General features: G+C 64.8%; 23 protein-coding genes. 10 read left to right on the forward strand and 13 right to left on the reverse strand.

Going from position 1 to position 23,985, the window contains the following annotated elements:
* Positions 1–127: 127 nt before the first annotated feature.
* The 5 genes from mnmE to rpmH form a co-directional block, all read right to left on the reverse strand.
* Positions 128–1,492, reverse strand: a complete 1,365-nt coding sequence (mnmE, locus tag PJ259_RS16120) for a tRNA uridine-5-carboxymethylaminomethyl(34) synthesis GTPase MnmE (RefSeq protein WP_271653472.1) — start codon at positions 1,490–1,492, stop codon at positions 128–130.
* 63 nt (positions 1,493–1,555) lie between these two features.
* Positions 1,556–3,271, reverse strand: coding sequence for a membrane protein insertase YidC (yidC, locus tag PJ259_RS16125; protein ID WP_271653473.1), 1,716 nt, complete (start codon positions 3,269–3,271; stop codon positions 1,556–1,558).
* 2 nt (positions 3,272–3,273) lie between these two features.
* Complete coding sequence (yidD, locus tag PJ259_RS16130; RefSeq protein ID WP_082696248.1) at positions 3,274–3,522, reverse strand: membrane protein insertion efficiency factor YidD; 249 nt, start codon at positions 3,520–3,522, stop codon at positions 3,274–3,276.
* Positions 3,515–3,916, reverse strand: coding sequence for a ribonuclease P protein component (rnpA, locus tag PJ259_RS16135; protein WP_059316791.1), 402 nt, complete (start codon positions 3,914–3,916; stop codon positions 3,515–3,517). Before rnpA ends, yidD begins: the two co-directional genes overlap by 8 nt.
* A 12-nt stretch (positions 3,917–3,928) precedes the next feature.
* Positions 3,929–4,063 (reverse strand): 50S ribosomal protein L34, encoded by a 135-nt coding sequence (gene rpmH, locus PJ259_RS16140; protein ID WP_007160134.1) that lies wholly within the window; start codon positions 4,061–4,063, stop codon positions 3,929–3,931.
* A 526-nt stretch (positions 4,064–4,589) separates the two neighbouring features.
* On the opposite strand from rpmH, the gene dnaA reads away from it, so the two are divergent.
* The 4 genes from dnaA to gyrB are packed head-to-tail and all read left to right on the forward strand — an operon-like array spanning position 4,590 to position 10,728.
* Entirely contained in the window at positions 4,590–6,059 is a 1,470-nt protein-coding gene (gene dnaA, locus PJ259_RS16145; RefSeq protein WP_017641477.1) for a chromosomal replication initiator protein DnaA, read from the forward strand.
* A gap of 28 nt (positions 6,060–6,087) precedes the next feature.
* Positions 6,088–7,191, forward strand: coding sequence for a DNA polymerase III subunit beta (dnaN, locus tag PJ259_RS16150; RefSeq protein ID WP_007160136.1), 1,104 nt, complete (start codon positions 6,088–6,090; stop codon positions 7,189–7,191).
* A 10-nt stretch (positions 7,192–7,201) separates the two neighbouring features.
* Positions 7,202–8,311 carry a DNA replication/repair protein RecF gene (recF, locus tag PJ259_RS16155; protein ID WP_271653474.1) on the forward strand — a complete coding sequence of 370 codons (1,110 nt, stop codon included), beginning with the start codon at positions 7,202–7,204 and terminating at the stop codon, positions 8,309–8,311.
* Positions 8,308–10,728 carry a DNA topoisomerase (ATP-hydrolyzing) subunit B gene (gene gyrB / locus PJ259_RS16160; RefSeq protein ID WP_271653475.1) on the forward strand — a complete coding sequence of 807 codons (2,421 nt, stop codon included), beginning with the start codon at positions 8,308–8,310 and terminating at the stop codon, positions 10,726–10,728. The genes recF and gyrB overlap by 4 nt, the downstream gene beginning before the upstream one ends.
* Positions 10,729–11,130: 402 nt before the next feature.
* Here the strand turns inward: gyrB and PJ259_RS16165 are convergent, their stop codons facing one another.
* From PJ259_RS16165 to glyQ, 4 genes are read right to left on the reverse strand one after another with little or no spacing between them, the layout of a single operon-like run.
* Positions 11,131–11,880 carry a lysophospholipid acyltransferase family protein gene (locus PJ259_RS16165; protein ID WP_271653476.1) on the reverse strand — a complete coding sequence of 250 codons (750 nt, stop codon included), beginning with the start codon at positions 11,878–11,880 and terminating at the stop codon, positions 11,131–11,133.
* Positions 11,880–12,422, reverse strand: coding sequence for a D-glycero-beta-D-manno-heptose 1,7-bisphosphate 7-phosphatase (gmhB, locus tag PJ259_RS16170; protein WP_271653477.1), 543 nt, complete (start codon positions 12,420–12,422; stop codon positions 11,880–11,882). The genes PJ259_RS16165 and gmhB overlap by 1 nt, the downstream gene beginning before the upstream one ends.
* 3 nt (positions 12,423–12,425) lie before the next feature.
* The gene (gene glyS / locus PJ259_RS16175; protein WP_271655883.1) at positions 12,426–14,483 is read right to left on the reverse strand and encodes a glycine--tRNA ligase subunit beta; all 2,058 of its coding nucleotides are present in this window, start codon (positions 14,481–14,483) and stop codon (positions 12,426–12,428) included.
* Entirely contained in the window at positions 14,483–15,448 is a 966-nt protein-coding gene (gene glyQ, locus PJ259_RS16180; RefSeq protein WP_271653478.1) for a glycine--tRNA ligase subunit alpha, read from the reverse strand. The genes glyS and glyQ overlap by 1 nt, the downstream gene beginning before the upstream one ends.
* A gap of 342 nt (positions 15,449–15,790) precedes the next feature.
* Here glyQ and PJ259_RS16185 point away from each other — a divergent pair, with 342 nt between their 5' ends.
* The 3 genes from PJ259_RS16185 to PJ259_RS16195 all read left to right on the forward strand — a co-directional run bounded on the left by PJ259_RS16185 (position 15,791) and on the right by PJ259_RS16195 (position 17,793).
* Complete coding sequence (locus PJ259_RS16185; RefSeq protein ID WP_271653479.1) at positions 15,791–16,375, forward strand: DNA-3-methyladenine glycosylase I; 585 nt, start codon at positions 15,791–15,793, stop codon at positions 16,373–16,375.
* A gap of 90 nt (positions 16,376–16,465) precedes the next feature.
* On the forward strand, positions 16,466–17,353 hold the full coding sequence (locus PJ259_RS16190; RefSeq protein WP_059313007.1) for a lysophospholipid acyltransferase: 888 nt from the start codon (positions 16,466–16,468) through the stop codon (positions 17,351–17,353).
* A 167-nt stretch (positions 17,354–17,520) separates the two neighbouring features.
* Positions 17,521–17,793, forward strand: a complete 273-nt coding sequence (locus PJ259_RS16195) for a PilZ domain-containing protein (protein WP_059313008.1) — start codon at positions 17,521–17,523, stop codon at positions 17,791–17,793.
* Here PJ259_RS16195 and PJ259_RS16200 read toward each other — a convergent pair.
* From PJ259_RS16200 to def, 4 genes are read right to left on the reverse strand one after another with little or no spacing between them, the layout of a single operon-like run.
* Complete coding sequence (locus PJ259_RS16200) at positions 17,784–18,101, reverse strand: tetratricopeptide repeat protein (RefSeq protein WP_271653480.1); 318 nt, start codon at positions 18,099–18,101, stop codon at positions 17,784–17,786. The genes PJ259_RS16195 and PJ259_RS16200 overlap by 10 nt on opposite strands.
* Positions 18,102–18,112: 11 nt before the next feature.
* Entirely contained in the window at positions 18,113–19,414 is a 1,302-nt protein-coding gene (gene rsmB, locus PJ259_RS16205; RefSeq protein WP_271653481.1) for a 16S rRNA (cytosine(967)-C(5))-methyltransferase RsmB, read from the reverse strand.
* A complete protein-coding gene (fmt, locus tag PJ259_RS16210; RefSeq protein WP_271653482.1) occupies positions 19,411–20,355 on the reverse strand; it encodes a methionyl-tRNA formyltransferase in 945 nt (314 codons plus the stop codon). The genes rsmB and fmt overlap by 4 nt, the downstream gene beginning before the upstream one ends.
* A gap of 58 nt (positions 20,356–20,413) precedes the next feature.
* A complete protein-coding gene (gene def / locus PJ259_RS16215; protein WP_059313012.1) occupies positions 20,414–20,920 on the reverse strand; it encodes a peptide deformylase in 507 nt (168 codons plus the stop codon).
* Between the two features lie 229 nt (positions 20,921–21,149).
* Between def and PJ259_RS16220 the strand changes: the two genes are divergently transcribed.
* The 3 genes from PJ259_RS16220 to PJ259_RS16230 all read left to right on the forward strand — a co-directional run bounded on the left by PJ259_RS16220 (position 21,150) and on the right by PJ259_RS16230 (position 23,937).
* Positions 21,150–22,181: a LysM peptidoglycan-binding domain-containing protein gene (locus tag PJ259_RS16220; RefSeq protein ID WP_059313013.1), complete on the forward strand. Its 1,032-nt coding sequence runs from the start codon at positions 21,150–21,152 to the stop codon at positions 22,179–22,181.
* Between the two features lie 51 nt (positions 22,182–22,232).
* Positions 22,233–23,318: a DNA-processing protein DprA gene (gene dprA, locus PJ259_RS16225; RefSeq protein ID WP_271653483.1), complete on the forward strand. Its 1,086-nt coding sequence runs from the start codon at positions 22,233–22,235 to the stop codon at positions 23,316–23,318.
* A 64-nt stretch (positions 23,319–23,382) separates the two neighbouring features.
* Positions 23,383–23,937 (forward strand): L-threonylcarbamoyladenylate synthase, encoded by a 555-nt coding sequence (locus PJ259_RS16230; protein ID WP_271653484.1) that lies wholly within the window; start codon positions 23,383–23,385, stop codon positions 23,935–23,937.
* Positions 23,938–23,985: the final 48 nt, after the last annotated feature.

The raw sequence follows: 23,985 nt of genomic DNA on the forward strand, positions 1-23,985 counted from the left end.
CAATCATGGACAGGTCGTGCACCGATTTATGGGCAGACCTCAGGCAGGCTTATCAACAGGGATCTGGAAAGGGGGAATGAGGATAGCCAAGGCCTGCATTGCACAGGCCTGGAGCAGCGGGCAGGGTTTACTTGCCGATGCAGAAGCTGGAGAAGATGCGGCCGAGCAGGTCGTCGGAGCTGAAGGCCCCGGTGATCTCGCCAAGTACCTGCTGGGCCTGCCGCAGGTCTTCGGCCAGGAGTTCGCCAGAGCCGGCCAGGGTGAGTTGGCGATAGCCATGGTCCAGGGCGCTGGCGGCCCGCTGCAGGGCGTCCAGGTGGCGACGCCGTGCGCTGAAGCCGCCCTCGGTGGTCTGTTCGAAGCCCATGCAGGCCTTGAGGTGTTCGCGCAGGGCCTCGACACCGCCACCATCGGTGGCACTCAGAGCGATCTCCACCGGCTCGGTGCTGGGCAACAAACCGGTGGCTTCGCCGGTGAGGTCGGCCTTGTTGCGGATCACCGTCAGCTTGTCCAGTGGCGGCCGGGTGCTCAGCAGTTCCGGCCACAGCGCCTGGGGATCCCCGGCTTCCGGGGCGCTGGCATCCACCACCAGCAGCACCCGATCGGCACCGGCGATGGCGTCCAGGGCGCGCTGGACGCCGATCTGCTCCACCCGGTCGGCGGTATCGCGCAGTCCGGCCGTATCGACCACATGCAGCGGCATGCCATCGATGTGGATATGTTCGCGCAGGACATCCCGGGTGGTGCCGGCGATGTCGGTGACGATGGCGGCTTCCCGGCCGGCAAGGGCGTTGAGCAGGCTGGACTTGCCGGCATTGGGCCGGCCGGCGATCACCACCGTCATGCCGTCGCGCAGCAGGGCACCGCGATTGGCTTCACGCTGGACCTCGTGCAGTTCGGCCTGCACACCCTCCAGCAATCCCTGGACCCGACCATCGGCGAGGAAGTCGATCTCCTCCTCGGGAAAGTCGATGGCGGCTTCGACATAGATGCGTAGGCGGATGAGCTGCTCGACCAGGCTTTCCACCCGGCGGGAGAACTCGCCCTGCAGCGAGCGCAGGGCATTGCGCGCCGCCTGCTCGGTGCTGGCCTCGATGAGATCGGCGATAGCCTCCGCCTGGGCCAGGTCCAGTTTGTCGTTGAGAAAGGCGCGTTCGCTGAATTCGCCCGGACGGGCCAGCCGCGCGCCCTCTTCCAGCGTACGGCGCAAGAGCAGGTCGAGGATCACCGGGCCGCCGTGACCCTGCAATTCCAGAACGTCTTCGCCGGTGAAGGAGTTCGGGCCGGGAAAGAACAGGGCAATGCCCGCGTCCAGTACGCTGCCGTCGGCGGCAAGGAAGTTGCCATAGTGAGCATGCCGCGGCGGTAGCTCGCGGCCGCAGATGGCCTGGGCCAGGGGTGCGGCCAGGCGACCGGAGACGCGCACGATGCCGACACCACCACGGCCGGTGGCGGTGGCGATGGCGGCGATGCTGTCGGAAGGCAGGGACATGACGATCCTCCAGAAAGCACGACGCCCCAATCAAGGGGCGTCGTGTGGACAGGTTGAGCGGGGTCAGGCCTTCTTGGCGGCCGCCTCGATCTTCCGGGTAATGTACCACTGCTGCAGGATCGACAGGCAGTTGTTGACGATCCAGTACAGCACCAGACCGGCCGGGAACCACAGGAAGAAGAAGGTGAAGATGATCGGCATCATTCTCATCACCTTGGCCTGCATGGGATCCGGCGGCGCCGGGTTCAGCATCTGCTGCACCAGCATGGTACCGCCCATGATGATCGGCAGGATGAAGAAGGGATCCTTGGCCGACAGGTCGGTGATCCAGAACATCCAGGGCGACTGGCGCATCTCGACGCTTTCCAGCAGCACCCAGTACAGCGCCAGGAATACCGGCATCTGCACCACGATGGGCAGGCAGCCACCCAGCGGATTGATCTTCTCCTTGCGGTACAGCTCCATCATCGCCTGGGACATCTTCTGGCGATCGTCGCCATGCTGTTCCTTCAGCGCCTGCAGGCGTGGTCCGACGGCACGCATCCGGGCCATGGAACGGTAGCTGGCGGCGGACAGCGGGAAGAACAGCATCTTGATGATGATGGTCAGGACGATGATCGACCAGCCCCAGTTACCCAGGATGCTGTGGATATGCTGCAGCAGCCAGAAGATCGGCTGGGCGATGAACCACAGGAAGCCGTAGTCGACGGTCAGCTCCAGGCCATGGGACAGGGTCTTGAGGTGTTCCTGGATCTTCGGACCGGCGTAGAGGGTCAGCGAGGTCTCGCCCTTGCCACCCGCCGGCACGCTGAATTGCGGACCGGTGAAGCCGACGATGTAGTTGCCCTGGGCATCCTTGCGGGTGGTGATCTGGTGCTGCTCGTCCTTGTTCGGCACCCAGGCGGTGACGAAATAGTGCTGCAGCCAACCGACCCAGCCGCCCTGCACGGATTCCTGCAGGCGGTTCTTGTCCATGTCGCCCATGGACACCTTGCGATAGGGCTCGGCCGGGGTACCGACCGCGGCGCCCAGATAGGTGGAGACGCCGGTCGCGGTAGTGGCCGACGGATCCCCGCTCTTGTCACGCTTGAGCTGCGCATAGAGCACGCCATTCCAAACGTTGGCGCTCTGGTTGTCGATCAGGTAGCTGACTTGGATCTGATAGGCGTCCGGGTTGATGCAGGTGATCTTCTTCTGCGCCTTCTCGGCGTCCGAGCAGTCGACCTTCAGACCCCGGTGGAAGGTGAATCTCTTGATGTAGTCGACGCCATTGGCCTGGTACTTGAGATCCACCACCAGCTGTTGCTTGCCATCGGCGAGCACATAGCTGGACTGGGCCGAGGTGTACAGCGGGCGACCGGCGCTGTTGGCGTCGGGACCGTTGGCACCGGTCAGGCCGCTCTGGGCCAGGTAGAGGCGCTCGTTGCCGTTGTCGAACAGCATGAAGGGAACGTCGGGGTGGTCCTGGCGACGGGGGTACTGCACCAGACCGAGCTGGACGATGTCGCCGCCGCGAGGGTCGATGGCCAGATCCAGAACGTCGGTACGTACCTTGATGAGCGCAGTGCTGGCCTGAGCGGTCGAGTTGTCCACCGGGGCCGCGGCCTTGGCGTCAGCCGGAACGTCGGTGGGCACGTTGGGGGTATCGCCGGGCAGGACGCTGGTTTGCGTCTTGGCCGTGGGCAGATCGGCCTGGCCGTAATCCTTGTTCCACTGGAAGACCAGGGTGTAGGACACGATCGCCAGGGCGGCAATGAGTAGCGGGCGCTTGATATCCATGTTTACTCGGCCATCGAAGAGGTCGGGGCTGGGTTCTTTGCGGGAGGAACGGGATCGTATCCGCCTGAGTGCCAGGGATGGCACCGGCACAGTCGCCGTGTGGTCAGCCAGCCACCACGCAGCAGCCCGTGGCACTCGATGGCTTCGAGGGCGTAACCGGAACAGGTCGGATAGAAACGACAGTGACTGGCCATCATGGGGCTGATGGCATAACGGTAGAAGCGAATCAGCAGCAGGGCCGGTTTACGCATGAGCACCGTCGGGACTGTCGGTTGGCTGGGCAACGGCCTTGCTCGCCTGGCGATTGAGACGTTTCCAGAGTTGCAGCAGTTGATCGTGCAATTCGGGATTGTCTACTTCGCCGAGCCCTTTCCGGGCGACGAAGACCAGATCGAAGCTGCCCAAGCGGTCCTGATTCAGACGGAAGGAATCTCGGATGACCCGCTTGATGCGATTGCGCTCGACAGAAAGCTTGACGCTTTTCTTGCCGATGACCAGCCCCAGGCGGGAATGGTCTAGCCCATTGGCATGGGCGAGCAGCAGCAGGTGCTTGCCGGATGCCTTGTGGGTGGGAGAGTCAAAGACCGCTTGGAACTGTTGGGAGCTCAGTAAGCGCCTGTCCCGACCGAAACCCTGACTCACCACCTGACCGGGCAATCAGATCGCCAGACGCTTGCGGCCTTTGGCACGGCGACGGGACAGAACCTGACGGCCGTTCTTGGTTGCCATACGAGCACGGAAACCGTGGACACGGGCGCGCTTCAGGGTGCTGGGTTGGAAGGTGCGTTTCATGGACTTTTACCTAGGTGAAAGCGGCAAGGCATGAGCGCCCCGCGCAAAGAGACCGGGGATTCTAGAGAAAGCCTCGGTATAGGTCAATTTCCAACCAACACGCGCTGACAGGAGACCGCGTAAATAAAATTAACAGGTCAAAAGGTTTTAAAGGACTATTGAAGTGAATATGTATGGTGAAGCCGATTTCTGTGGATAGAACGCGCAGACACAGATGCCCACTGGCCGGAGTGAGACCGGCAACTCTGTTTTCAACAGGTGGAGCAAGGGTGGCTAGCCTGGTCAGAGGCTGTGGATAAGCGAAGGGGTTACCCACATCACGATTATCCACAGCGCAAACCCGGTACTTGTCCAGAAAGGTCAGACGGCGTTATCCACAGAGCTGACGGTCGCCTGGAGGATGGTCTGGACGGAAGGGGCTATTCGCCGGGAAACTGCGCGGTCATGTGGATAACCCGGGTGGGGAGGGATACAATGGGCGTTTGCTCATGGCCCTTCCGGGCCGCTCCAGTCCTTGGGAGACGCTGTGTCGGTCGAACTCTGGCAACGTTGCGTAGATGTGCTGCGCGACGAGCTGCCTTCGCAACAATTCAATACCTGGATCCGGCCACTGCAGGTGGAAGCGGAAGGGGATGAGCTGCGGGTGTTCGCGCCCAACCGCTTCGTGCTCGATTGGGTCAACGAGAAGTACCTGAGCCGAATCCTCGAATTGCTCGAGGAGCATGCCGACGACGGTATCGCGCCAGTGCTTTCCTTGTTGATCGGGAGCAAGCGCAGCAACAAGCCGCGCCCGGCCCAGACACCCAGTAGCCAGAGCAGCCCCCTGCCGCCGCCGGTACAGGCCCCGCAGCCGATCCAGTCGGATATCGTCACCGCGGGTGTGGCCCTGGAAGACGTGACGGCGGAACTGGCCGAGGCCGACGAGCCGGCGGTCAAGACCGAACGCACCGTGCAGGTGGAAGGTGCACTCAAGCACACCAGCTATCTCAACCGTACCTTCACCTTCGAGAACTTCGTCGAGGGCAAGTCCAACCAGCTGGCCCGCGCGGCGGCCTGGCAGGTGGCGGACAATCCCAAGCACGGCTACAACCCGCTCTTCCTTTATGGCGGCGTGGGTCTGGGTAAGACCCATCTGATGCACGCAGTGGGCAACCACCTGCTCAAGCGCAATCCGAATGCCAAGATCGTCTATCTGCATTCGGAGCGTTTCGTCGCCGACATGGTCAAGGCGCTGCAGCTCAATGCCATCAACGAGTTCAAGCGCTTCTACCGCTCGGTGGATGCCCTGCTGATCGATGACATCCAGTTCTTCGCCCGCAAGGAGCGATCGCAGGAAGAGTTTTTCCACACCTTCAATGCGCTGCTCGAAGGTGGACAACAGGTGATTCTCACCAGCGACCGTTATCCCAAGGAGATCGACGGCCTGGAAGAGCGGCTCAAGTCGCGCTTCGGCTGGGGCCTCACCGTGGCCGTGGAGCCACCGGAGCTGGAGACACGGGTGGCGATCCTGATGAAGAAGGCCGACCAGGCCAAGGTTGACCTGCCCCACGACGCCGCCTTCTTTATCGCCCAGCGCATCCGTTCCAACGTGCGTGAACTGGAAGGCGCGCTCAAGCGGGTGATCGCCCACGCCCACTTCATGGGACGGGACATCACCATCGAGCTGATCCGTGAGTCGCTCAAGGATCTCCTGGCACTGCAGGACAAGCTGGTCAGCATCGACAACATCCAGCGCACCGCGGCCGAGTATTACAAGATCAAGATCGCCGATCTGCTGTCCAAACGCCGCTCGCGCTCGGTGGCCCGGCCGCGGCAGGTCGCCATGGCGCTGTCCAAGGAACTGACCAACCACAGCCTGCCGGAAATCGGCGACGCCTTTGGCGGACGCGATCACACGACGGTGTTGCACGCCTGTCGAAAGATCGCCGAACTTCGGGAATCCGACGCGGATATTCGCGAGGATTACAAGAACCTGCTGCGTACCCTGACCACCTGACGGACGCGGCCCTGGCAAGGACCTGACCATGCATTTCACCATTCAACGTGAAGCCCTGTTGAAACCGCTGCAGCTGGTGGCCGGTGTCGTGGAACGTCGGCAAACGCTGCCGGTGCTGTCCAACGTACTCCTGGTCGTGGAAGGCCAGCGGTTGTCGCTGACCGGTACCGACCTGGAAGTCGAGCTAGTTGGCCGGGTCGATCTGGAAGAAGCCGCCGAGGCTGGCGAGATCACCGTGCCGGCGCGCAAGCTCATGGACATCTGCAAGAGCCTGCAGCCCGATGCGCTGATCGACATCCGCACCGAGGAGCAGAAGCTGCTGATCCGTGCCGGACGCAGCCGTTTCACCCTGTCCACCCTGCCCGCCAACGACTTCCCCACCGTGGAGGAAGGCCCGGGCTCGCTGAAGTTCAGCATTCCCCAGGGCCGCCTGCGTCGCCTGATCGAGCGCACCGGCTTCGCCATGGCCCAGCAGGACGTGCGCTACTACCTCAACGGCATGTTGCTGGAAGCCAGCACCGGACGCCTGCGCGCCGTGGCCACCGACGGCCACCGCCTGGCCATGTGCATGCTGGAGGCCGATGTCGACCAGGCCGAGAAGCACCAGGTCATCGTGCCGCGCAAGGGCATCCTGGAATTGTCGCGCCTGCTCACCGAACCGGAAGAACCGGTCAACGTGGTGCTGGGTCAGCACCATATTCGTGCCACCACGGGCGACTTCACCTTTACCTCCAAGCTGGTGGACGGCAAGTTCCCCGACTACGAGCGTGTCCTGCCGCGGCATGGCGACAAGCTGGTGCTAGGTGAGCGCCAGCATCTGCGCGAGGCTTTCAGCCGCACCGCCATTCTCTCCAACGAGAAATATCGCGGCATTCGCCTGCAGCTGGAAAACGGCTTCATGAAGATCCAGGCCAATAACCCGGAGCAGGAAGAGGCCGAGGAAGAGCTGCAGGTCGACTATGACGGCGGCAGCCTGGAGATCGGTTTCAACGTCAGCTACCTGCTCGACGTGCTGGGCGTGATGACCACCGACCAGGTGCGTATCACCCTGTCCGATTCCAGCAGCAGTGCGCTGTTGCAGGAGGCGGGCAACGACGATTCCTCCTATGTCGTGATGCCGATGCGCCTCTGATCGCCGCTCGATGACATTGATCCGCTTCAATGCCGACCGCCTGCGCAATCTGCAGGCGGTCGTGCTTCAGCCCTCGCCACGGGTCAACCTGCTGCATGGCGCGAACGGCAGCGGCAAGACCAGCCTGCTGGAAGCCATCCACCTGCTGGGACTGGCCCGCTCCTTTCGCAGCACCAAGCTGGCGCCGGTCATCCAGCACGAGCAGGCCAGTTGCACGGTGTTCGGCCAGGTGCGGCTGCCCGGTGGCCAGGATTGCAACCTGGGTATCCAGCGCGAGCGCGGCGGTGACTACCAGATCCGCATCAATGGCGAGAATGCCCGCAGCGCGGCGCAACTGGCCGAGGTGCTGCCGCTGCAGCTGATCAACCCCGATGGCTTCCGGCTGCTCGAAGGCAGCCCCAAGATCAGGCGGCAGTTTCTCGACTGGGGCGTGTTCCACGAGGAACAGCGCTTCCTGCCGCTCTGGCAACGCCTGCAAAAGGCGCTCAGGCAGCGAAATCACTGGCTCAGACGTGGTAAAATCGACCCTGCGGCGCAGGCCGCCTGGGATCAGGAACTGGCCCTGGCCAGCGGCGAGATCGATGGCTTTCGCCAGGCCTATATCCAGCGTCTGAAGCCGGAATTCACGGCGGTGCTGGCCGAGCTGATCCAGCTGGACGGCCTGACCCTGAGTTATTACCGCGGCTGGGACCGCGAGCGCGATCTGCGTGAGGTGCTGGCGGACAGCCTGCCGCGGGATCTGCAGCTGGGGCATACCCAGGCCGGCCCGCAGCGCGCCGACCTGCGGATCCGTATTGGCAATCACAACGCGGCGGACATCCTGTCGCGTGGTCAGCAGAAGCTGGTGGTGTGCGCACTGCGCATTGCCCAGGGGCGGCTGGTCAACCAAGTCAAGCGAGGCCAGTGCGTCTATCTCATCGACGATCTGCCCTCGGAACTGGACGAGGGACACCGGCTGGCCTTGTGCCGGCTGCTGGAGGCACTGGAGTGCCAAGTCTTCATTACCTGTGTCGAGCGCGAGACGCTACAGGCCGCCTGGCGGCCGGAGACAGAGGTCAGCGTGTTTCACGTGGAACACGGCCATATCAAGCAGACCCACACTAGCGGGAGCCAAGCATGAGCGAGAACAATACCTACGACTCTTCCAGCATCAAGGTGCTGAAGGGACTGGATGCCGTGCGCAAGCGCCCCGGCATGTACATCGGCGACACCGATGACGGCACCGGCCTGCACCACATGGTCTTCGAGGTGGTGGACAACTCCATCGACGAAGCCCTGGCCGGCTTCTGCAGCGAAATCAGCATCACCATCCACATGGATGAATCCATCACCGTACGCGACAACGGTCGCGGCATCCCGGTGGACATCCACAAGGAAGAAGGCGTCTCGGCGGCCGAGGTCATCATGACCGTCTTGCACGCCGGCGGTAAGTTCGACGACAACACCTACAAGGTGTCCGGCGGCCTGCACGGCGTGGGTGTCTCGGTGGTTAACGCCCTGTCCGAGGAGTTGCGGCTGACCATTCGCCGCGCCGGCCAGGTGTGGGAGCAGGTCTATGTGCATGGCGTGCCCCAGGCACCCCTGGCAGTGATCGGCGAGACCGACACCACCGGTACCCAGGTGCACTTCAAGCCCTCGGCCGAGACCTTCAACAACATCCAGTTCAACTGGGACATCCTGGCCAAGCGGATTCGCGAGCTGTCCTTCCTCAACTCCGGCGTTGGCATCGTCCTGCGCGACGAGCGCAGCGGCAAGGAAGAGCTGTTCAAGTACGAGGGTGGCCTGCGCGCCTTCGTCGACTACCTGAACACCAACAAGACCGCGGTGAACGAGGTGTTCCACTTTCAGGTGCAGCGCGAGGACGACGGCGTGGCCGTGGAAGTGGCCCTGCAGTGGAATGACAGCTTCAACGAGAACATCCTCTGCTTCACCAACAACATTCCCCAGCGCGATGGCGGTACCCACCTGGCGGGCTTCCGCTCGGCGCTGACGCGCAACCTGAACAGCTACATCGAGGCCGAGGGCCTGGCCAAGAAGTTCAAGGTGGCTACCACCGGTGACGATGCCCGCGAGGGCCTGACCGCCATCATCTCGGTCAAGGTGCCAGATCCCAAGTTCTCCTCCCAGACCAAGGACAAGCTGGTCTCCTCCGAGGTGAAGACCGCGGTGGAACAGGAGATGGGCAAGCACTTCTCCGATTTCCTGCTGGAGAATCCCAACGAAGCCAAGGCGGTGGTCGGCAAGATGATCGATGCCGCGCGGGCTCGTGAAGCGGCCCGCAAGGCGCGGGAGATGACCCGGCGCAAGGGCGCCCTGGACATCGCCGGCCTGCCCGGCAAGCTGGCGGACTGCCAGGAGAAGGACCCGGCGCTGTCGGAACTCTACATCGTGGAGGGTGACTCCGCCGGTGGTTCGGCCAAGCAGGGCCGTAACCGGCGCACCCAGGCGATCCTGCCGCTCAAGGGCAAGATCCTCAACGTCGAGAAGGCACGCTTCGACAAGATGCTCTCCTCCCAGGAAGTGGGCACTCTGATCACCGCGCTGGGCTGTGGCATCGGCCGCGAAGAGTTCAACATCGACAAGCTGCGCTACCACAACATCATCATCATGACCGATGCCGATGTCGACGGCTCGCACATCCGTACCCTGCTGCTGACCTTCTTCTTCCGTCAGATGCCGCTGCTGATCGAGCGGGGCTACATCTACATCGCCCAGCCGCCGCTGTACAAGGTGAAGCGTGGCAAGCAGGAGCAGTACATCAAGGATGACGAGGCGATGGAGGAATACCTGACCCAGACCGCCCTCGAAGAAGCCAGCCTGCATGTCAACGAGAACGCCCCGGGCCTCTCCGGCGTGGAACTCGAGAAGCTGGTGAACAGCTACCGCCAGGTGATGAAGACCTTCAAGCGCCTGTCGCGGCTGTATCCGGCCGCCGTCAGCGAACACCTGCTGTACCTGCCACGGGTCGGTGTCGATCAGCTGGCTGATGAAGCGGCGATGCGTCAGTGGCTGGAAGGCCTTAGCGCACGCCTGCAGACCTCCGAGCGCTCCGGCACCACCTACCGTGTCAGCCTGCGCGAGGACCGCGAGCGAGGTCTGTGGCTACCAGAGGTGGAGACCCTCGCCCATGGCCTGTCCAGCTACGTCACCTTCAACCGGGACTTCTTCGGCAGCAACGATTACCGCCTAGTGACCGAGCTGGCCGCCCAACTAGATAACCTGCTGGAAGAAGGTGCCTATGCCAAGCGCGGCGAACGCCGTCGCCCGGTCAGCACCTTCAAGGAAGCCTGGGAATGGCTGATGAACGAGACCAGCAAGAGATTCAACATCCAGCGCTATAAGGGGCTGGGCGAGATGAATCCGGATCAGCTGTGGGAAACCACCATGGACCCGAACGTGCGCCGCATGCTTCAGGTGACCATCGAGGATGCCATCACCGCGGATCAGATCTTCAACACCTTGATGGGTGATCAGGTGGAACCGCGTCGCGACTTTATCGAGAGCAACGCCCTGGCGGTGTCAAACCTCGACGTCTGATAGCTTCGGTTATGCACAAGCCCCGCCATGCGGGGCTTTTTTGTGGAAAACATTCTGGCTAGAGGCAGACGCCGTTTCGTTCCCTGCTCAGGAATGCCGCTCATCTTATAGCCAGGGGTTTTGTGGATAGTTTTGCTCAGCGTCTTTTGAAGAGACCTTAGAATGCAAGCAAAGAGGCCGTGCCATGCGGCATAGAGACACAGGCTATAAAGGATCATCCTGTGGATAAGCTTGGGAATAAGCTTGTCGGTACTTGTGGATGAGCGCTGATCCGAGCTAGCAGGCCAAAATTCAGGCACGCAGAAATGCCTAGTCGGCCTGTGGATAAGTGTGTGGGTAAAGTGAGGAAAACCGGTGAAAACAGCCAGGCCATTGCGGCCTGGCGATCAGGCGATTATGCGGTCAGGCGACGCGGCGCTCGGTTGGGCTGGCGTCAGAGGCGGGCGCAAGCGCCTGCTCGATGAAGGCGAAGCTGCGGGCATTCAGATCGACGATGGCGCGGGGATCCTGACCCTGTGGATAGAGCAGCGGGCCGATGCTGACCTTGATGGTCCCCGGCGACTTGATCCAGGAACGATTTGGCCAGTAGGCGCCGGCGTTGTGGGCAATGGGCAGGATGGGGACGTTCAGGCTGCAGGCCAGGGCGGCACCACCGCGGGAGAACTTGCCCATCTTGCCAGGATTGATGCGGGTGCCCTGGGGGAAGATCAGCACCCAGCAGCCCTGGGCCAGGTAGCGGCCGCCCTGCTCGGTCAGCTGCTGCAGGGCCAGCTTGCCGTTGTCGCGGTCGATGGCGATGGGCTTGAGCAGCGAGAAAGCCCAGCCAAAGAAGGGAATCCGCAGCAGTTCGCGCTTGATCACCTGGGAGGTGGGTTCGAACTGGGCGGACAGGAAGAAGGTTTCCCAGGTGCTCTGGTGGTTGGCCACGATCACGCAGGGCTGCGCCGGGACGTTTTCCAGCCCTTCGATTTCGTAACGAATGCCGCAGATGACCTTGGCCAGCCAGACGGCAAAGCCGGTCCAGGCCTTGACCACTAGCCGATAGCGAGCGCGATAGGCCAGAAAGGGCGCGATCAGCAGGCTGACGCAGGACCAGAGGATGCCGCTGGTCCCCAGCAGCACGTAGAACAACAGGGTACGCAAGAGCCGCATCAGCGCGTTTCCTCAAGCAGGTGATCAACCACCGCAGCCAGGTCGGCGAAGACCTGGGTACCGGATGGCAAGGGCTTGGCCAGGGTGCGCTCGCCCTTGCCGGTACGCACCAGGTAGGGCGTACAGCCAAGGGCCACGCCGGCTTCCAGGTCGCGCAGGCTGTCGCCGACCACGGGGACTTCCGCAAGATCAGGGCGCCCATAATGGATGGCGATGGCGCGGAACAGGCCGGGTAGCGGCTTGCGGCAGTCACAGCCTGCTTCCGGGCCATGGGGGCAGTGCAGGATCAGATCGACCCGGCCGCCCTCCTCCGCCAGCAGGCGTTGCAGCTTCTTGTGCATGGCCGCCAGGTCATCTTCCGTGAAATAGCCTCGGGCCAGACCTGACTGGTTGGTGGCCACGGCCACCTGCCAGCCGGCCCGGTTCAGGCGAGCGATCGCGGCGAGGCTGCCGGGCAGCGGTTGCCACTGCTCGGCGCTACGCACATAGTCATCGGAGTCGACATTGATGACGCCATCGCGGTCCAGCACGATCAACTTCATGCCCTAGCCCAGCACCGAGATGTCGGCGATGCCGAGGAACAGGCCGCGCAGATGCGCGAGCAGCGCATAGCGATTGGCGCGCACGCGCTCGTCTTCGGCGTTGACCAGGACTTCGTCGAAGAAGGCATCCACTGGAGCACGCAGGCTGGCCAGACGCTCGAGGGCTTCGCCATAGCGACGGGTTTCGGCCAGGGGCGCGGCATCTCGCTCGGCATCAGCGATGGCGGCGGCCAGGGTGCGCTCGGCATCGGTCTCGAACAGGGCGGCATCGGCCTGGGTGGCGACCTGACCTTCGAACTTGCCGAGCAGGTTGGAGACGCGCTTGTTGGCGGCCGCCAGGGCTTCGGCTTCGGGCAGGCGACGGAAGGCCTGCACGGCCTGGACGCGCTGGTCGAAGTCCAGTGCCGAGGCCGGACGCAGGGCGCGCACGGCCAGGTAGGCGGCGGTGTCGATGCCTTCGTCTTCGTAGCGGGCACGTAGCCGGTCGAAGACGAAGTCCAGCACCTGCTCCTGCAGACCGGCCGCCTTGACTCGCTCGCCATAGCCGGCGATGGCGAAGGCGACGGCGGCTGGCAGATCCAGCTCCAGTCCCTTCTCGATGAGGATGCGCAGCACGCCCAGGGCCTGACGGCGCAGGGCGAAGGGATCCTTGCTGCCGGTGGGCAGCATGCCGATGCCGAAGATGCCGACCAGGGTATCGAGCTTGTCGGCCAGGGCTACCGCGGCGCCGGTCAGGGTCTGCGGCAGTTCGGCACCGGCGCCGCGCGGCATGTACTGCTCGTTGAGCGCCAGGGCCACGTCTTCGGCCTCGCCGCCTTTCTTGGCGTAGTAGTAGCCAGCGATGCCCTGCATCTCGGGGAATTCGCCGACCATCTCGGTGGCCAGGTCGCACTTGGCGAGCACGCCGGCGCGGTGGGCACGCTCGGCATCACCGCCGATGCGTTCGGCGATGAAGGCGGCCAGGGCGGCGACGCGCTGGGCCTTGTCGTAGACCGTGCCGAGCTGGGCCTGGAAGACCACGTTCTTGAGGCGCTCGTTGAAGCTTTCCAGCGGCTGCTTCTGGTCCTGCTTGAAGAAGAACTCGGCGTCGGTGAGACGGGGGCGGACGACCTTCTCGTTGCCGCTGACGATCTGCGCCGGATCCTTGCTCTCCAGGTTGGCCACGGTGATGAAACGTGGCAGGAGCTTGCCCTGGGCGTCCAGCAGGCAGAAGTACTTCTGGTTGTCCTGCATGGTGGTGATGAGCGCTTCCTGGGGCACCTCGAGGAAGCGTTCCTCGAAGGCACAGACCAGGGGTACCGGCCATTCCACCAGGGCGGTCACCTCGTCCAGCAGCGCGGGCGGCACCACGGCGCTGCCCTGCTCCGCCGCAGCCAGTTCGGCCACGCGGGACTCGATGAGCTGACGTCGCTCGGCGAAGTCGGCCAGCACATGGGCGGCACGCAAATCGGCGGCGTAGTGGGCCGGGGCGCTGATACGCACGGCGTCGGGATGGTGGAAACGATGGCCACGGGACTCACGACCGGCACGGCGGGTGAGGATCTCGCAGTCGATGACCTCATCGCCCAGCAGCATCACCAGCCACTGGGTCGGACGGACGAACTCCTCGCGGCGGGCGGCCCAGCGCATGCGCTTGGGAATCGGCAGCTCGGCGAGGGAGGCTTCGACGATACCAGGCAGCAGGGAGGCGGCTGGCTGGCCAGGAATGCTCTGGGAAAATCTCAGCTTGGGGCCGCTGCGATCGATGGCGCTGATGTCGACGCCACACTTGCGGGCGAAACCCAGGGCCGCCTGGGTGGGCTGGCCATCGGCGCCAAAGGCGGCCTGGACCGGCGGGCCATCCAGGTTGACACTCCGCTCGGGCTGCTGGGTCTGCAGGGCTTCGACCAGTACCGCCAGACGGCGCGGCGCGGTATAGGCGCGGGCGCTAGCGTAGCCGAGACCGGCCTGCTTGAGGCCCTTCTCGATGCCGGCGAGAAAGCTGTCGCCAAGGGTCTTGAGCGCCTTGGGGGGCAGTTCTTCGGTACCCAGTTCGACCAGGAAATCCAGGGTATCGCTCATCATTCGCCCTCCTTGAGCAGCGCTTGGACATCGTCGCGACCCAGGACCTCGTCACGCAGCGCCGGGGTGGCCAGCGGGAAGCCTAGCCGGGCGCGGGCCTTGAAGTAGCCCTGGGCGACGCTGCGGGCCAGGGTGCGCACGCGCAGGATGTAGCGCTGGCGTTCGGTCACCGAGATGGCGCGGCGGGCGTCCAGCAGGTTGAAGGTGTGGGAGGCCTTGAGCACCATCTCGTAGGTGGGCAGCGGCAGATCCAGGGCGATCAGGCGATTGGCCTCGGACTCATAGAAGTCGAACAGCTCGAACAGCTTGGGCACATTGGCGTGCTCGAAGTTGTAGGTGCTCTGCTCCACCTCGTTCTGGTGGAAGACGTCGCCATAGGTCACGGTGCCGAAGGGACCGTCGGCCCAGATCAGGTCGTAGACCGAGTCTACGCCCTGCAGGTACATGGCCAGGCGTTCCAGGCCATAGGTGATCTCGCCGGTCACCGGATAGCACTCGATACCGCCGGCCTGCTGGAAGTAGGTGAACTGGGTGACTTCCATGCCGTTGAGCCAGACTTCCCAGCCCAGACCCCAGGCGCCCAGGGTGGGCGATTCCCAGTTGTCCTCGACGAAACGCACGTCGTGCACCAGAGGATCCAGGCCGATGGCGGCCAGGGAACCCAGGTAGAGCTCCTGGAAGTTGTCCGGATTGGGCTTCAGGACCACCTGGAACTGGTAGTAGTGCTGCAGGCGGTTGGGGTTCTCACCATAGCGACCGTCGGTGGGGCGGCGGCTGGGCTGCACATAGGCGGCGTTCCAGGTCTCGGGACCGATGGCGCGCAGGAAGGTGGCGGTGTGGAAGGTACCGGCGCCAACTTCCATGTCATAAGGCTGGAGTACCACGCAGCCCTGCTCGGCCCAGTATTGCTGCAAGGCCAGGATCAAGTCTTGGAAGGTGCGCGCGGTGGGCTTGGACTGGCTCACGAAAAATACCCGTTCGGCTGCGACGAAAAGCCGGAGAGTATAGCTGAAAGCCGGGGGTGACCGCATGGGCTCGTAGGGCTGCCCGGCGGTATTTGGCAAGGATGGCTGCCTGCGCGCTTTCTCGCGGCCATGGGCCGCTCCTACCGGTACGGGTTGGCCTGTAGGAGCGGCCCATCGCCGCGATAAAGGTAGCTGCTCCTAAGGTAGCAGCGCCTGCGGCCTGGTAGAAACGTGCGTTCTGAGCATTCGCCATACCACCATTCCAGAAGCCGTTGTGATTCGCCTCCGCTGGCGGGCAATTGCGCTAAGGTGAGGCCTTTCCTCCTCGACCGAGTCTTCGCCATGCCGCGTTGCTTCTGGTGCACCGCCGATCCGCTGTACATCGAGTATCACGACCACGAATGGGGCGTACCCCAGCGCGATCCGGCGGTGCTCTTCGAATTCCTGCTGCTGGAAGGCTTCCAGGCGGGGCTGTCGTGGATCACCGTGCTGAAGAAGCGCGAGCGCTATCGCCAGGTGCTGCACGGGTTCGATCCTCGGCGGCTGGCGCAGTTGACCGATACGGAGATCGCGGAGCTGATGCAGGACCCGGGCATCATCCGCAATGGCGCCAAGCTGCGCGCCGCCCGTCAGAATGCTCAGGCCTGGCTCAGGCTCGAAGACCCGGCCGATTGGCTGTGGTCCTTCGTCGGCGGTGCGCCGAAGATCAACCATTTTCGCGACCGCCACGAGGTGCCGGCGATCACCCCGGAAGCCGAGGTCATGAGCAAGGCGCTCAAGAAAGCCGGTTTCACCTTTGTCGGCCCGACCATCTGCTACGCCTTCATGCAGGCCATGGGGTTGGTGATGGACCACACCCTCGATTGCGACCGCCATGCCGAGTTGGCTCGTCCGTCGGCAGAACTGCAAGAAAAGTCGAATGTATAGCTGCTAGTTGGCGCGAACCTTACGCTTTCTTAACGTTTCCGGGACCTGTAGACGCTAAACTGTCGGCGCATTCAGACAGGAGTCCCTCTTTTGGAAAGATTCAAAGGCGCGCTGATGATCGCCTTCCTGCGCCTTTTCGCCCTGCTGCCCTGGCCACTGGTCCAGCGCCTGGGTGGATTCATCGGCTGGTGCATGTGGAAGCTGCCGACCCGCGCCAGCAAGGTTACCCGCATCAACCTCGCCCACTGTTTTCCCGAACTCGATGCCGCCGGCCTGGAACGGCTGTCGCGCGAGTGCCTGCGCGGCATCGGCAAGACCCTGACCGAAAGCGCCTGCGCCTGGATCTGGTCGCCCCAGCGCTCTCTGCGCCTAGTGCGTGAGGTGGAAGGCATGGATGTCCTCCAAGAAGCCCTGGCCTCCGGCGATGGCGTGGTGGGCATCACCAGCCACCTGGGCAACTGGGAATTGCTCAACCACTTCTATTGCTCCCATGCCAAGCCGATCATCTTCTACCGGCCGCCCAAGCTGAAGGCGGTGGATGACCTGCTCAAGCGCCAGCGGGTCCAGCTAGGTAACCGGGTGGCGCCTTCCACTCCGGAAGGCATCATCAGCGTGATCAAGGAAGTCCGACGCGGTGGCGCTGTGGGGATTCCGGCCGATCCCGAGCCGAGTCGCAGCGCCGGGCTCTTCGTGCCTTTCCTCGGCACCACCGCCCTGACCAGCAAGTTCGTCCCTTCGCTGCTGGCTCGCGGCAAGGCCCGTGGGGTGTTCTTCCATGCCGTGCGCCTGGAAGATGGCAGCGGCTACAAGGTGATCCTGGAAGCTGCACCCCAGGCCATGTACGACCCGGACCCGGAGGTCTCGGTGGCTGCCATGAGCGAGGTGCTGGCCGGCTACGTGCGTCGCTATCCGACCCAGTACATGTGGAGCATGAAGAGATTCAAGAATCGCCCAGACGGTGAGGAGAAGTGGTACTGAGTCCCCTGGCCCGGGTCATGTCTGGGCCCTGAAGGGCGTGCGGTCGTCTTATGACCTATCGCTCGGCGCTTCGCCAGGACCGTTCGGTCGGCGCGCGGCTGACAGGCGCCGGGCTTTGCCGGAAGCTGCCCGGACCTCAAGGAAGCGCCAAGTCAGGGAGTCAGGCGATGAATTCGCGGGATCAGCGCCAGCATACCCGTACCCCCCTCAAGTGCCGGCTGTGGATCGCCTATCCGGATGGCGAGATCGTCGGCGAGACGCGCGATCTGTCCGATGGCGGCGTCTACGTGGTGCATCCCGAACTGACGCGGCTGCCGCGAGGTACTCGGGTGGTGGGTCAGGTGCTCGACCTGCCCATGGAGGCACCCAAGGTGACCATGGAAATCATGCGCACCGACGGAGAAGGTGCCGGCCTCAAGTTCCTGCGTGATCAGGACTGAGCGCGGCGCGCCAGGCGCTTGAGAAACACCGTCATCTCCTTTTCCGCCTGCTTGTCGCCCTTGGCCTGCGCCGCCTGCAGGCCCTGCGTCCAGGCGGCTTCGGCGCTTGCCAGGTCGCCGCTACTCTCGTGGGCCTTGCCCAGCAGCTTCCAGGCCGCCGAATACGCCGGATCGAACTCGACGCAGCGCGCCAGGTGCTCGAGCGCCCGCGCAGGCTCGCCCGCATCCAGATAGCCCTTGCCCAGACCGAACCTGAGCAGGGCGTTGTCCTGGCCGCGAGCGAGCATTTTCTCCAGGGATTCGAGCATGGCGAGGTCTCCTACTTGGCGATCTTGATCAGCTTGCAGTAATAGAAGCCGTCGTGGCCGTCGGGCTGCGGCAGGAGCTGGCGGCCCTGGGGCTGGGCGAGGCCCCAGGGCGCGGGGATATCCAGCTCGCGGGCACCCGGGGTGCGGGCGAGAAAGGCGGCGAGGTTGTCGCTGTTTTCTTCCGGCAACACCGAGCAGGTGGCGTAGACCAGGATGCCGCCTACCTCCAGCGTCGGCCAGAGCGCGTCCAGCAATTCACCCTGCAGCTGCACCAGGGGCGCGATATCGCTGGCCTGGCGGGTCAGCTTGATGTCCGGATGACGGCGGATCACCCCGGTGGCGCTGCAGGGAGCGTCCAGCAGGATGCGCTGGAAGGGCGTGCCGTCCCACCAGTCGGCCACGGCGCGGCCATCGGCGGCCAGGGTGCGGGCCGTGAGGCCCAGGCGCGCCAGATTCTGCTCGACGCGCTCCAGGCGGCCGGCGTCGGCATCCAGCGCCACCACCTCGGCCAGGGCGGGTTCGCGCTCCAGCAGGTGACAGGTCTTGCCGCCAGGCGCAGCGCAGGCGTCCAGCACTCGCTGCCCGGGCGCCAGTTCCAGCAGGTCCGCCGCCAGCTGGGCGGCCTCGTCCTGCACGCTGAGGCGACCCGCGGTGAAGCCTGGCAGGGCGGTGACGTCCTGGGGTTGCAGCAGGCGGATGCCGTCGGCACTGAAGGCGCAGGGCACCGCCTCGATACCGGCGGCAGCCAGGTCGGCCAGATAGGCATCGCGACTGCCCTGGCGGCGATTGACCCTGAGGATCAGTGGCGGGTGCAGATTGTTCGCTGAGGCGATGGCTTCCCACTGCTCTGGCCAGCGCGCCTTGAGCGTCTTCTGCAGCCAGCGTGGATGGGCCAGGCGCGCGGCGGGATCGTGCTCCAGGGCCGGCAGCAGGCTCTCGTATTCGCGCTGGGCGCGGCGCAGCACGGCGTTGAGCAACCCCTTGGCCGAGGACTTCTTCAGCTTGTCGACACAGCCCACCGTCTCGCCAATGGCGGCATGGGCCGGGATGCGGGTGTGGAACAGCTGGTAGAGACCGATCAGCAGCAGGGCTTCGAGATCCCGGTCGCCGGCCTTGAAGGGCTTTTGCAAGAGCTTTTCCGCCAGCAGCGACAGCCGCGGCTGCCAGCGCGCGGTACCAAAGGCCAGGTCCTGGGCCAGGGCGCGGTCACGTGGATCGACCTTGGCCAATTGCTCGGGCAGGCTGCTGCCCAGGGAGGCACGTCCGGCCAGGACCGCGGCCAGGGCACGGGTGGCCGCCAGCCGCGGATTCATAGACCCAGCACCTGACCGGGGGCGAAGCGCTCGCGGCGGGCGTTGTAGAGATCGGCGAAGCCCAGCGGTTTGCCGCCAGGCAGTTGCAGGCGGGTCAGACGCAGGGCGCCCTCGCCACAGGCAACCAGCAGGCCTGTGCGATCGGCGTCGAGCACCATGCCCGGAACGCCCTGCCCTTCGGCCAGTTCGGCGGCCCAGACCTTGAGGGGTTCACCGGCCAGGGCGGTGTGGCACAGCGGCCAGGGATCGAAGGCGCGGATACGGCGCTCCAGCTCCACCGCCGGACGACCCCAGTCCAACCGGGCCTCGTCCTTGTTGAGCTTGTGGGCGTAGGTGGCCAGGTTGTCGTCCTGTACCTCGCCCTGCAGACTGCCGTCGGCCAGACCCGGCAACGCCTGGACCACGGCGGCGGCACCCAGGGCGGCCAGGCGGTCGTGCAGGCATCCGCCGGTGTCCGTGGCGGTCAGTGGCGTCTTGACCTTGCTCAGCATCGGCCCGGTATCCAGGCCGGCCTCCATGCGCATCACGGTGACGCCGGACTCGGCATCGCCCGCCTCCAGCGCACGCTGGATGGGCGCCGCGCCGCGCCAGCGCGGCAGCAGCGAGGCATGGCTGTTGATGCAACCCAGGCGAGGGATGTCCAGCACCACCTGGGGCAGGATCAGGCCGTAGGCCACCACCACCAGCAGGTCGGGTTCCAGGGCCGCCAGGGTGGCCTGGGCCGCGGGATCACGCAGGGTCGGCGGCTGCTGCACGGGAATGCCGTGAGCCAGTGCCAGCTGCTTGACCGGACTCATGGCCAGCTTCTGGCCACGCCCGGCGGGGCGATCCGGCTGGGTGTAGACAGCGGCGATGGGGTAACCGGCAGCGATCAGCGCCTGCAGGTGCACGGCGGCGAATTCCGGGGTTCCGGCGAAGACGAGGCGAAGGGATCTGGACATGGCGGACCTGGCGGAAAGGGCGAGCGGCGGACGCCAGAGACGCCGTCCGCCAGGGCGATCAGGCCTTGTGGCGCTGCTGCTTTTCGAGCTTCTTCTTGATGCGATCGCGCTTGAGCGGCGACAGATAGTCGACGAACAGCTTGCCATCGAGGTGATCGATCTCGTGCTGGATGCACACCGCCAGCAGGCCGTCGCACTCCAGCTCGAAGGACTTGCCGTCGCGGTCCAGGGCAGTCACCCGGACGCGCTCGGGACGGCAGACCTTTTCGTAGAACCCGGGGATCGACAGGCAGCCTTCCTGGTACTCGCCCAGTTCCTGGGTGAGCGGCTCGGCTTCCGGATTGATGAAGACCAGCGGTTCGCTCTTGTCTTCGCTGACGTCGATCACCACCAGGCGGCGATGGACGTTGACCTGGGTGGCGGCCAGACCGATGCCGGGCGCTTCGTACATGGTCTCGAACATGTCGTCGATGGTCTGGCGCAGAGCGTCGTCGACCACGTCGATGGGCTTGGCGACGGTGCGCAGGCGGGGATCGGGAAATTCGAGGATGTCTAGGATCGCCATGGCGTTGAGGGCACTTGTGGAATACAGTCAAGGGGCGCTGCTAAGATGCCGCAGCGTTGTATCCACCCGCTTCGGGCAGGTCCCGGAAGGTGGATGACGTCGGTCGACGGGGATGAGCGCCTGCGCTGCCCGGTGCCGACAGAGGTGGCACTCAGGGCACGACTGGGGCGATTCCCCGACGTTTGCGTGAAGACGGTTCTTCAAAGCCAAGTGTAAAGGGATTCGACGCATGAGGAAATCTTTGTTCGCCCTGCTGCTGGTCGCAGGGGGCGCCCTGCAGTCGGCGTACGCGGCGGTCACCCTGCGTCAGGACCACCCGGAAAGCTATACCGTGGTCCGTGGCGATACCCTCTGGGACATCTCCGCCAGATTCCTCAGCAAGCCCTGGGAATGGCCAGAGATCTGGCAGGCCAATCCGCAGATCAAGAATCCCCACCTCATTTATCCCGGCGATACCCTGGTGCTGAGCTACGTCGACGGCCAGCCGCGCCTGCAGCTCAACCGCGGCGCCTCACGTGGCACGGTCAAGCTGTCGCCCACGGTGCGCAGCACGCCCATCGCCGAAGCCATCCCGGCCATTCCGCTGGAAGCGGTGAACAGCTTCCTGCTGCAGAATCGCGCCATCGACTCGGCCGAACAGTTCCAGTCGGCGCCCTATGTGGTGGCCGGCAACGCCGAACGCGTGGTGAGCGGTGCCGGTGATCGCATCTATGTGCGCGGCAAGTTGCAGCCAGGGGTGTCCGCCTATGGCATCTATCGGCAGGGCAAGACCTATGTCGATCCCAAGACCGGCGCCTTTCTCGGCATCAACGGCGACTTCATCGGCAGCGCCGATCTGGTCACCCAGGAAGGTGATATCGCTACCCTGAAGCTGACCCGCACCACCCAGGAGGTCCGCCTGGGTGATCGGCTGTTCCCCACCGAGGAACGGCTGGTGAATTCCACCTTCATGCCCAGCGCCCCGGCCCGCGACGTCAGCGGCCTGATCCTCGACGTGCCCCGCGGCGTCACCCAGGTCGGCCAGTTCGATGTGGTGACCCTCAACAAAGGCACCCGCGATGGCCTGATCGAGGGTAACGTCCTGGCTGTGTATAAGACCGGCGAGACGGTACGTGATCGCATCACCGGCGAACTGGTGAAGATCCCCGACGAGCGTGCCGGTCTGCTGATGGTCTTTCGCGCCTATGACAAGATCAGCTACGGCCTGATCCTGACCGCTACCCGCCAGCTGGAGCTGATGGACAAGGTGCGCAACCCCTAACCTCTCCCAGGTCGCCAGGATGGCGACCGGCCACACTCAAGGAAGACTTCCATGGCCACCCTCTCTCCCGCCGAGCAGGACGCTCGGCTCCGCCTGCATGCCCTGCCGGAACTTGGCGCCGTGCGCCAGCGGCTGCTGCTGGATGCCTTCGGCAGCGCCGCCGCCGCCCTTAGCGCGCCCGCGTCGGCCTGGCGTGCGCTACGCCTGTCGGCGGTGGCTGCCGAGGCCCGCCGCAGCGCCGTGACCCGTGAGCGGGTCGCCCGGGCCCTGGCCTGGCTGGACGGGCCCGATCGCCATCTGCTCTGCCTGGGCGACGACCGCTATCCGGCGCTGCTCGCCGAGATCGCCGATCCGCCGCCGCTGCTGTTCGTCGAAGGTCGCGTCGAGTTGCTCGAGCAGCCGCAACTGGCCCTGGTTGGCAGCCGCCAAGCCAGCGCCCAGGGCCTGGACAACGCCCGGCGCTTCGCCCAGAGCCTGGCCACGGCCGGATTCTGCATCACCAGCGGCTTGGCCCTGGGTATCGATGGCGCCGCGCACCAGGGAGCCCTGGAGGGCGGTGGCGCCACGGTTGCGGTGCTGGGTACCGGTCTGCTGCAGCTCTATCCCCGGCGGCACCTGGGTCTGGCCCAGCGCTTGCTGGCGGAAGGGGGCGCGCTGGTCTCCGAGCTGCCGCTGGACTGCACCCCCCAGGCGGCTAACTTCCCCCGGCGCAATAGGATCATCAGCGGCCTGAGCCTGGGCACCCTGGTGGTGGAAGCCAGTCCGTCCAGTGGCTCCCTGATCACCGCCCGGCTGGCCGCCGAGCAGGGTCGCGAGGTCTTCGCCCTGCCCGGCTCCATCCACCATCCGGGCGCCCGAGGCTGCCATCAGCTGATCCGCGAGGGCGCGCAACTGGTGGAGAGTGTGGAGCACATCCTCGAAGCCCTGCAGGGCTGGCGTCGCCTGGCACCCGTGGCCGCAGCCGTGGTGGTCGAGGACGACCCGCTGTTGCGGCATCTGGCAGCAGGACCGCTCAACAGCGAGGAACTGGCGCGCCTCAGTGGGCAGTCGCTGCCGGAGGTGCTGGTGCGCCTGACCGACCTGGAGCTAGAAGGCCGGGTGGCCGCACAACAGGGCAGCTGGAGTCGCCTCGGCTAGAGCCGGATGACTGGCATCGGCGCCGCGCTCGGGTAGACTTCAGGGATTTGGCGGAGGCAAGGCGATGCACAACAGCTGGCGAGTGCGGCAGGCGGCGCGAATCGTGCGCGAGGGGGGTGTGCTGGCCTATCCCACCGAGGCCGTCTGGGGCCTGGGCTGCGATCCCTGGGATCAGGCCGCGGTCTATCGCCTGCTGATGCTCAAGCGGCGCCCCCTGGAAAAAGGCTTGATCCTGGTCGCCGACACCATCCGCCAGTTCGACTTCCTGCTCCACGACCTGCCGGAAGAGTCCCTGGCCAAGCTGGCCAGTACCTGGCCAGGGCCCAACACCTGGCTGGTGCCCCACCACAACCGCCTGCCCGGCTGGGTGACCGGCGCCCACGCCACCGTGGCGCTGCGGGTCTCCGAACATCCGCTGGTGGGCGAACTCTGCGCTCTCACCGGTCCGCTGATCTCCACCTCGGCCAACCCCGCTGGACGCCCGGCGGCGCGCTCGCGGCTGAGGGTTCAGCAGTACTTTCCCGGCATGCTGGATGGCATCCTCATGGGCGAGCTGGGTGGGCGCAGGAATCCCAGCGTGATTCGCGATCTGGTCACCGGCAAGGTCTTTCGGCCCTAGGTTCCGTACGCATCGTCACCGACCTCGCGCAGGCACCTTTCGCACAGC

The sequence above is a fragment of the Pseudomonas sp. JBR1 genome, assembly GCF_028198185.1.
Classification (GTDB): Bacteria; Pseudomonadota; Gammaproteobacteria; order Pseudomonadales; family Pseudomonadaceae; genus Chryseomonas; species Chryseomonas oryzihabitans_E.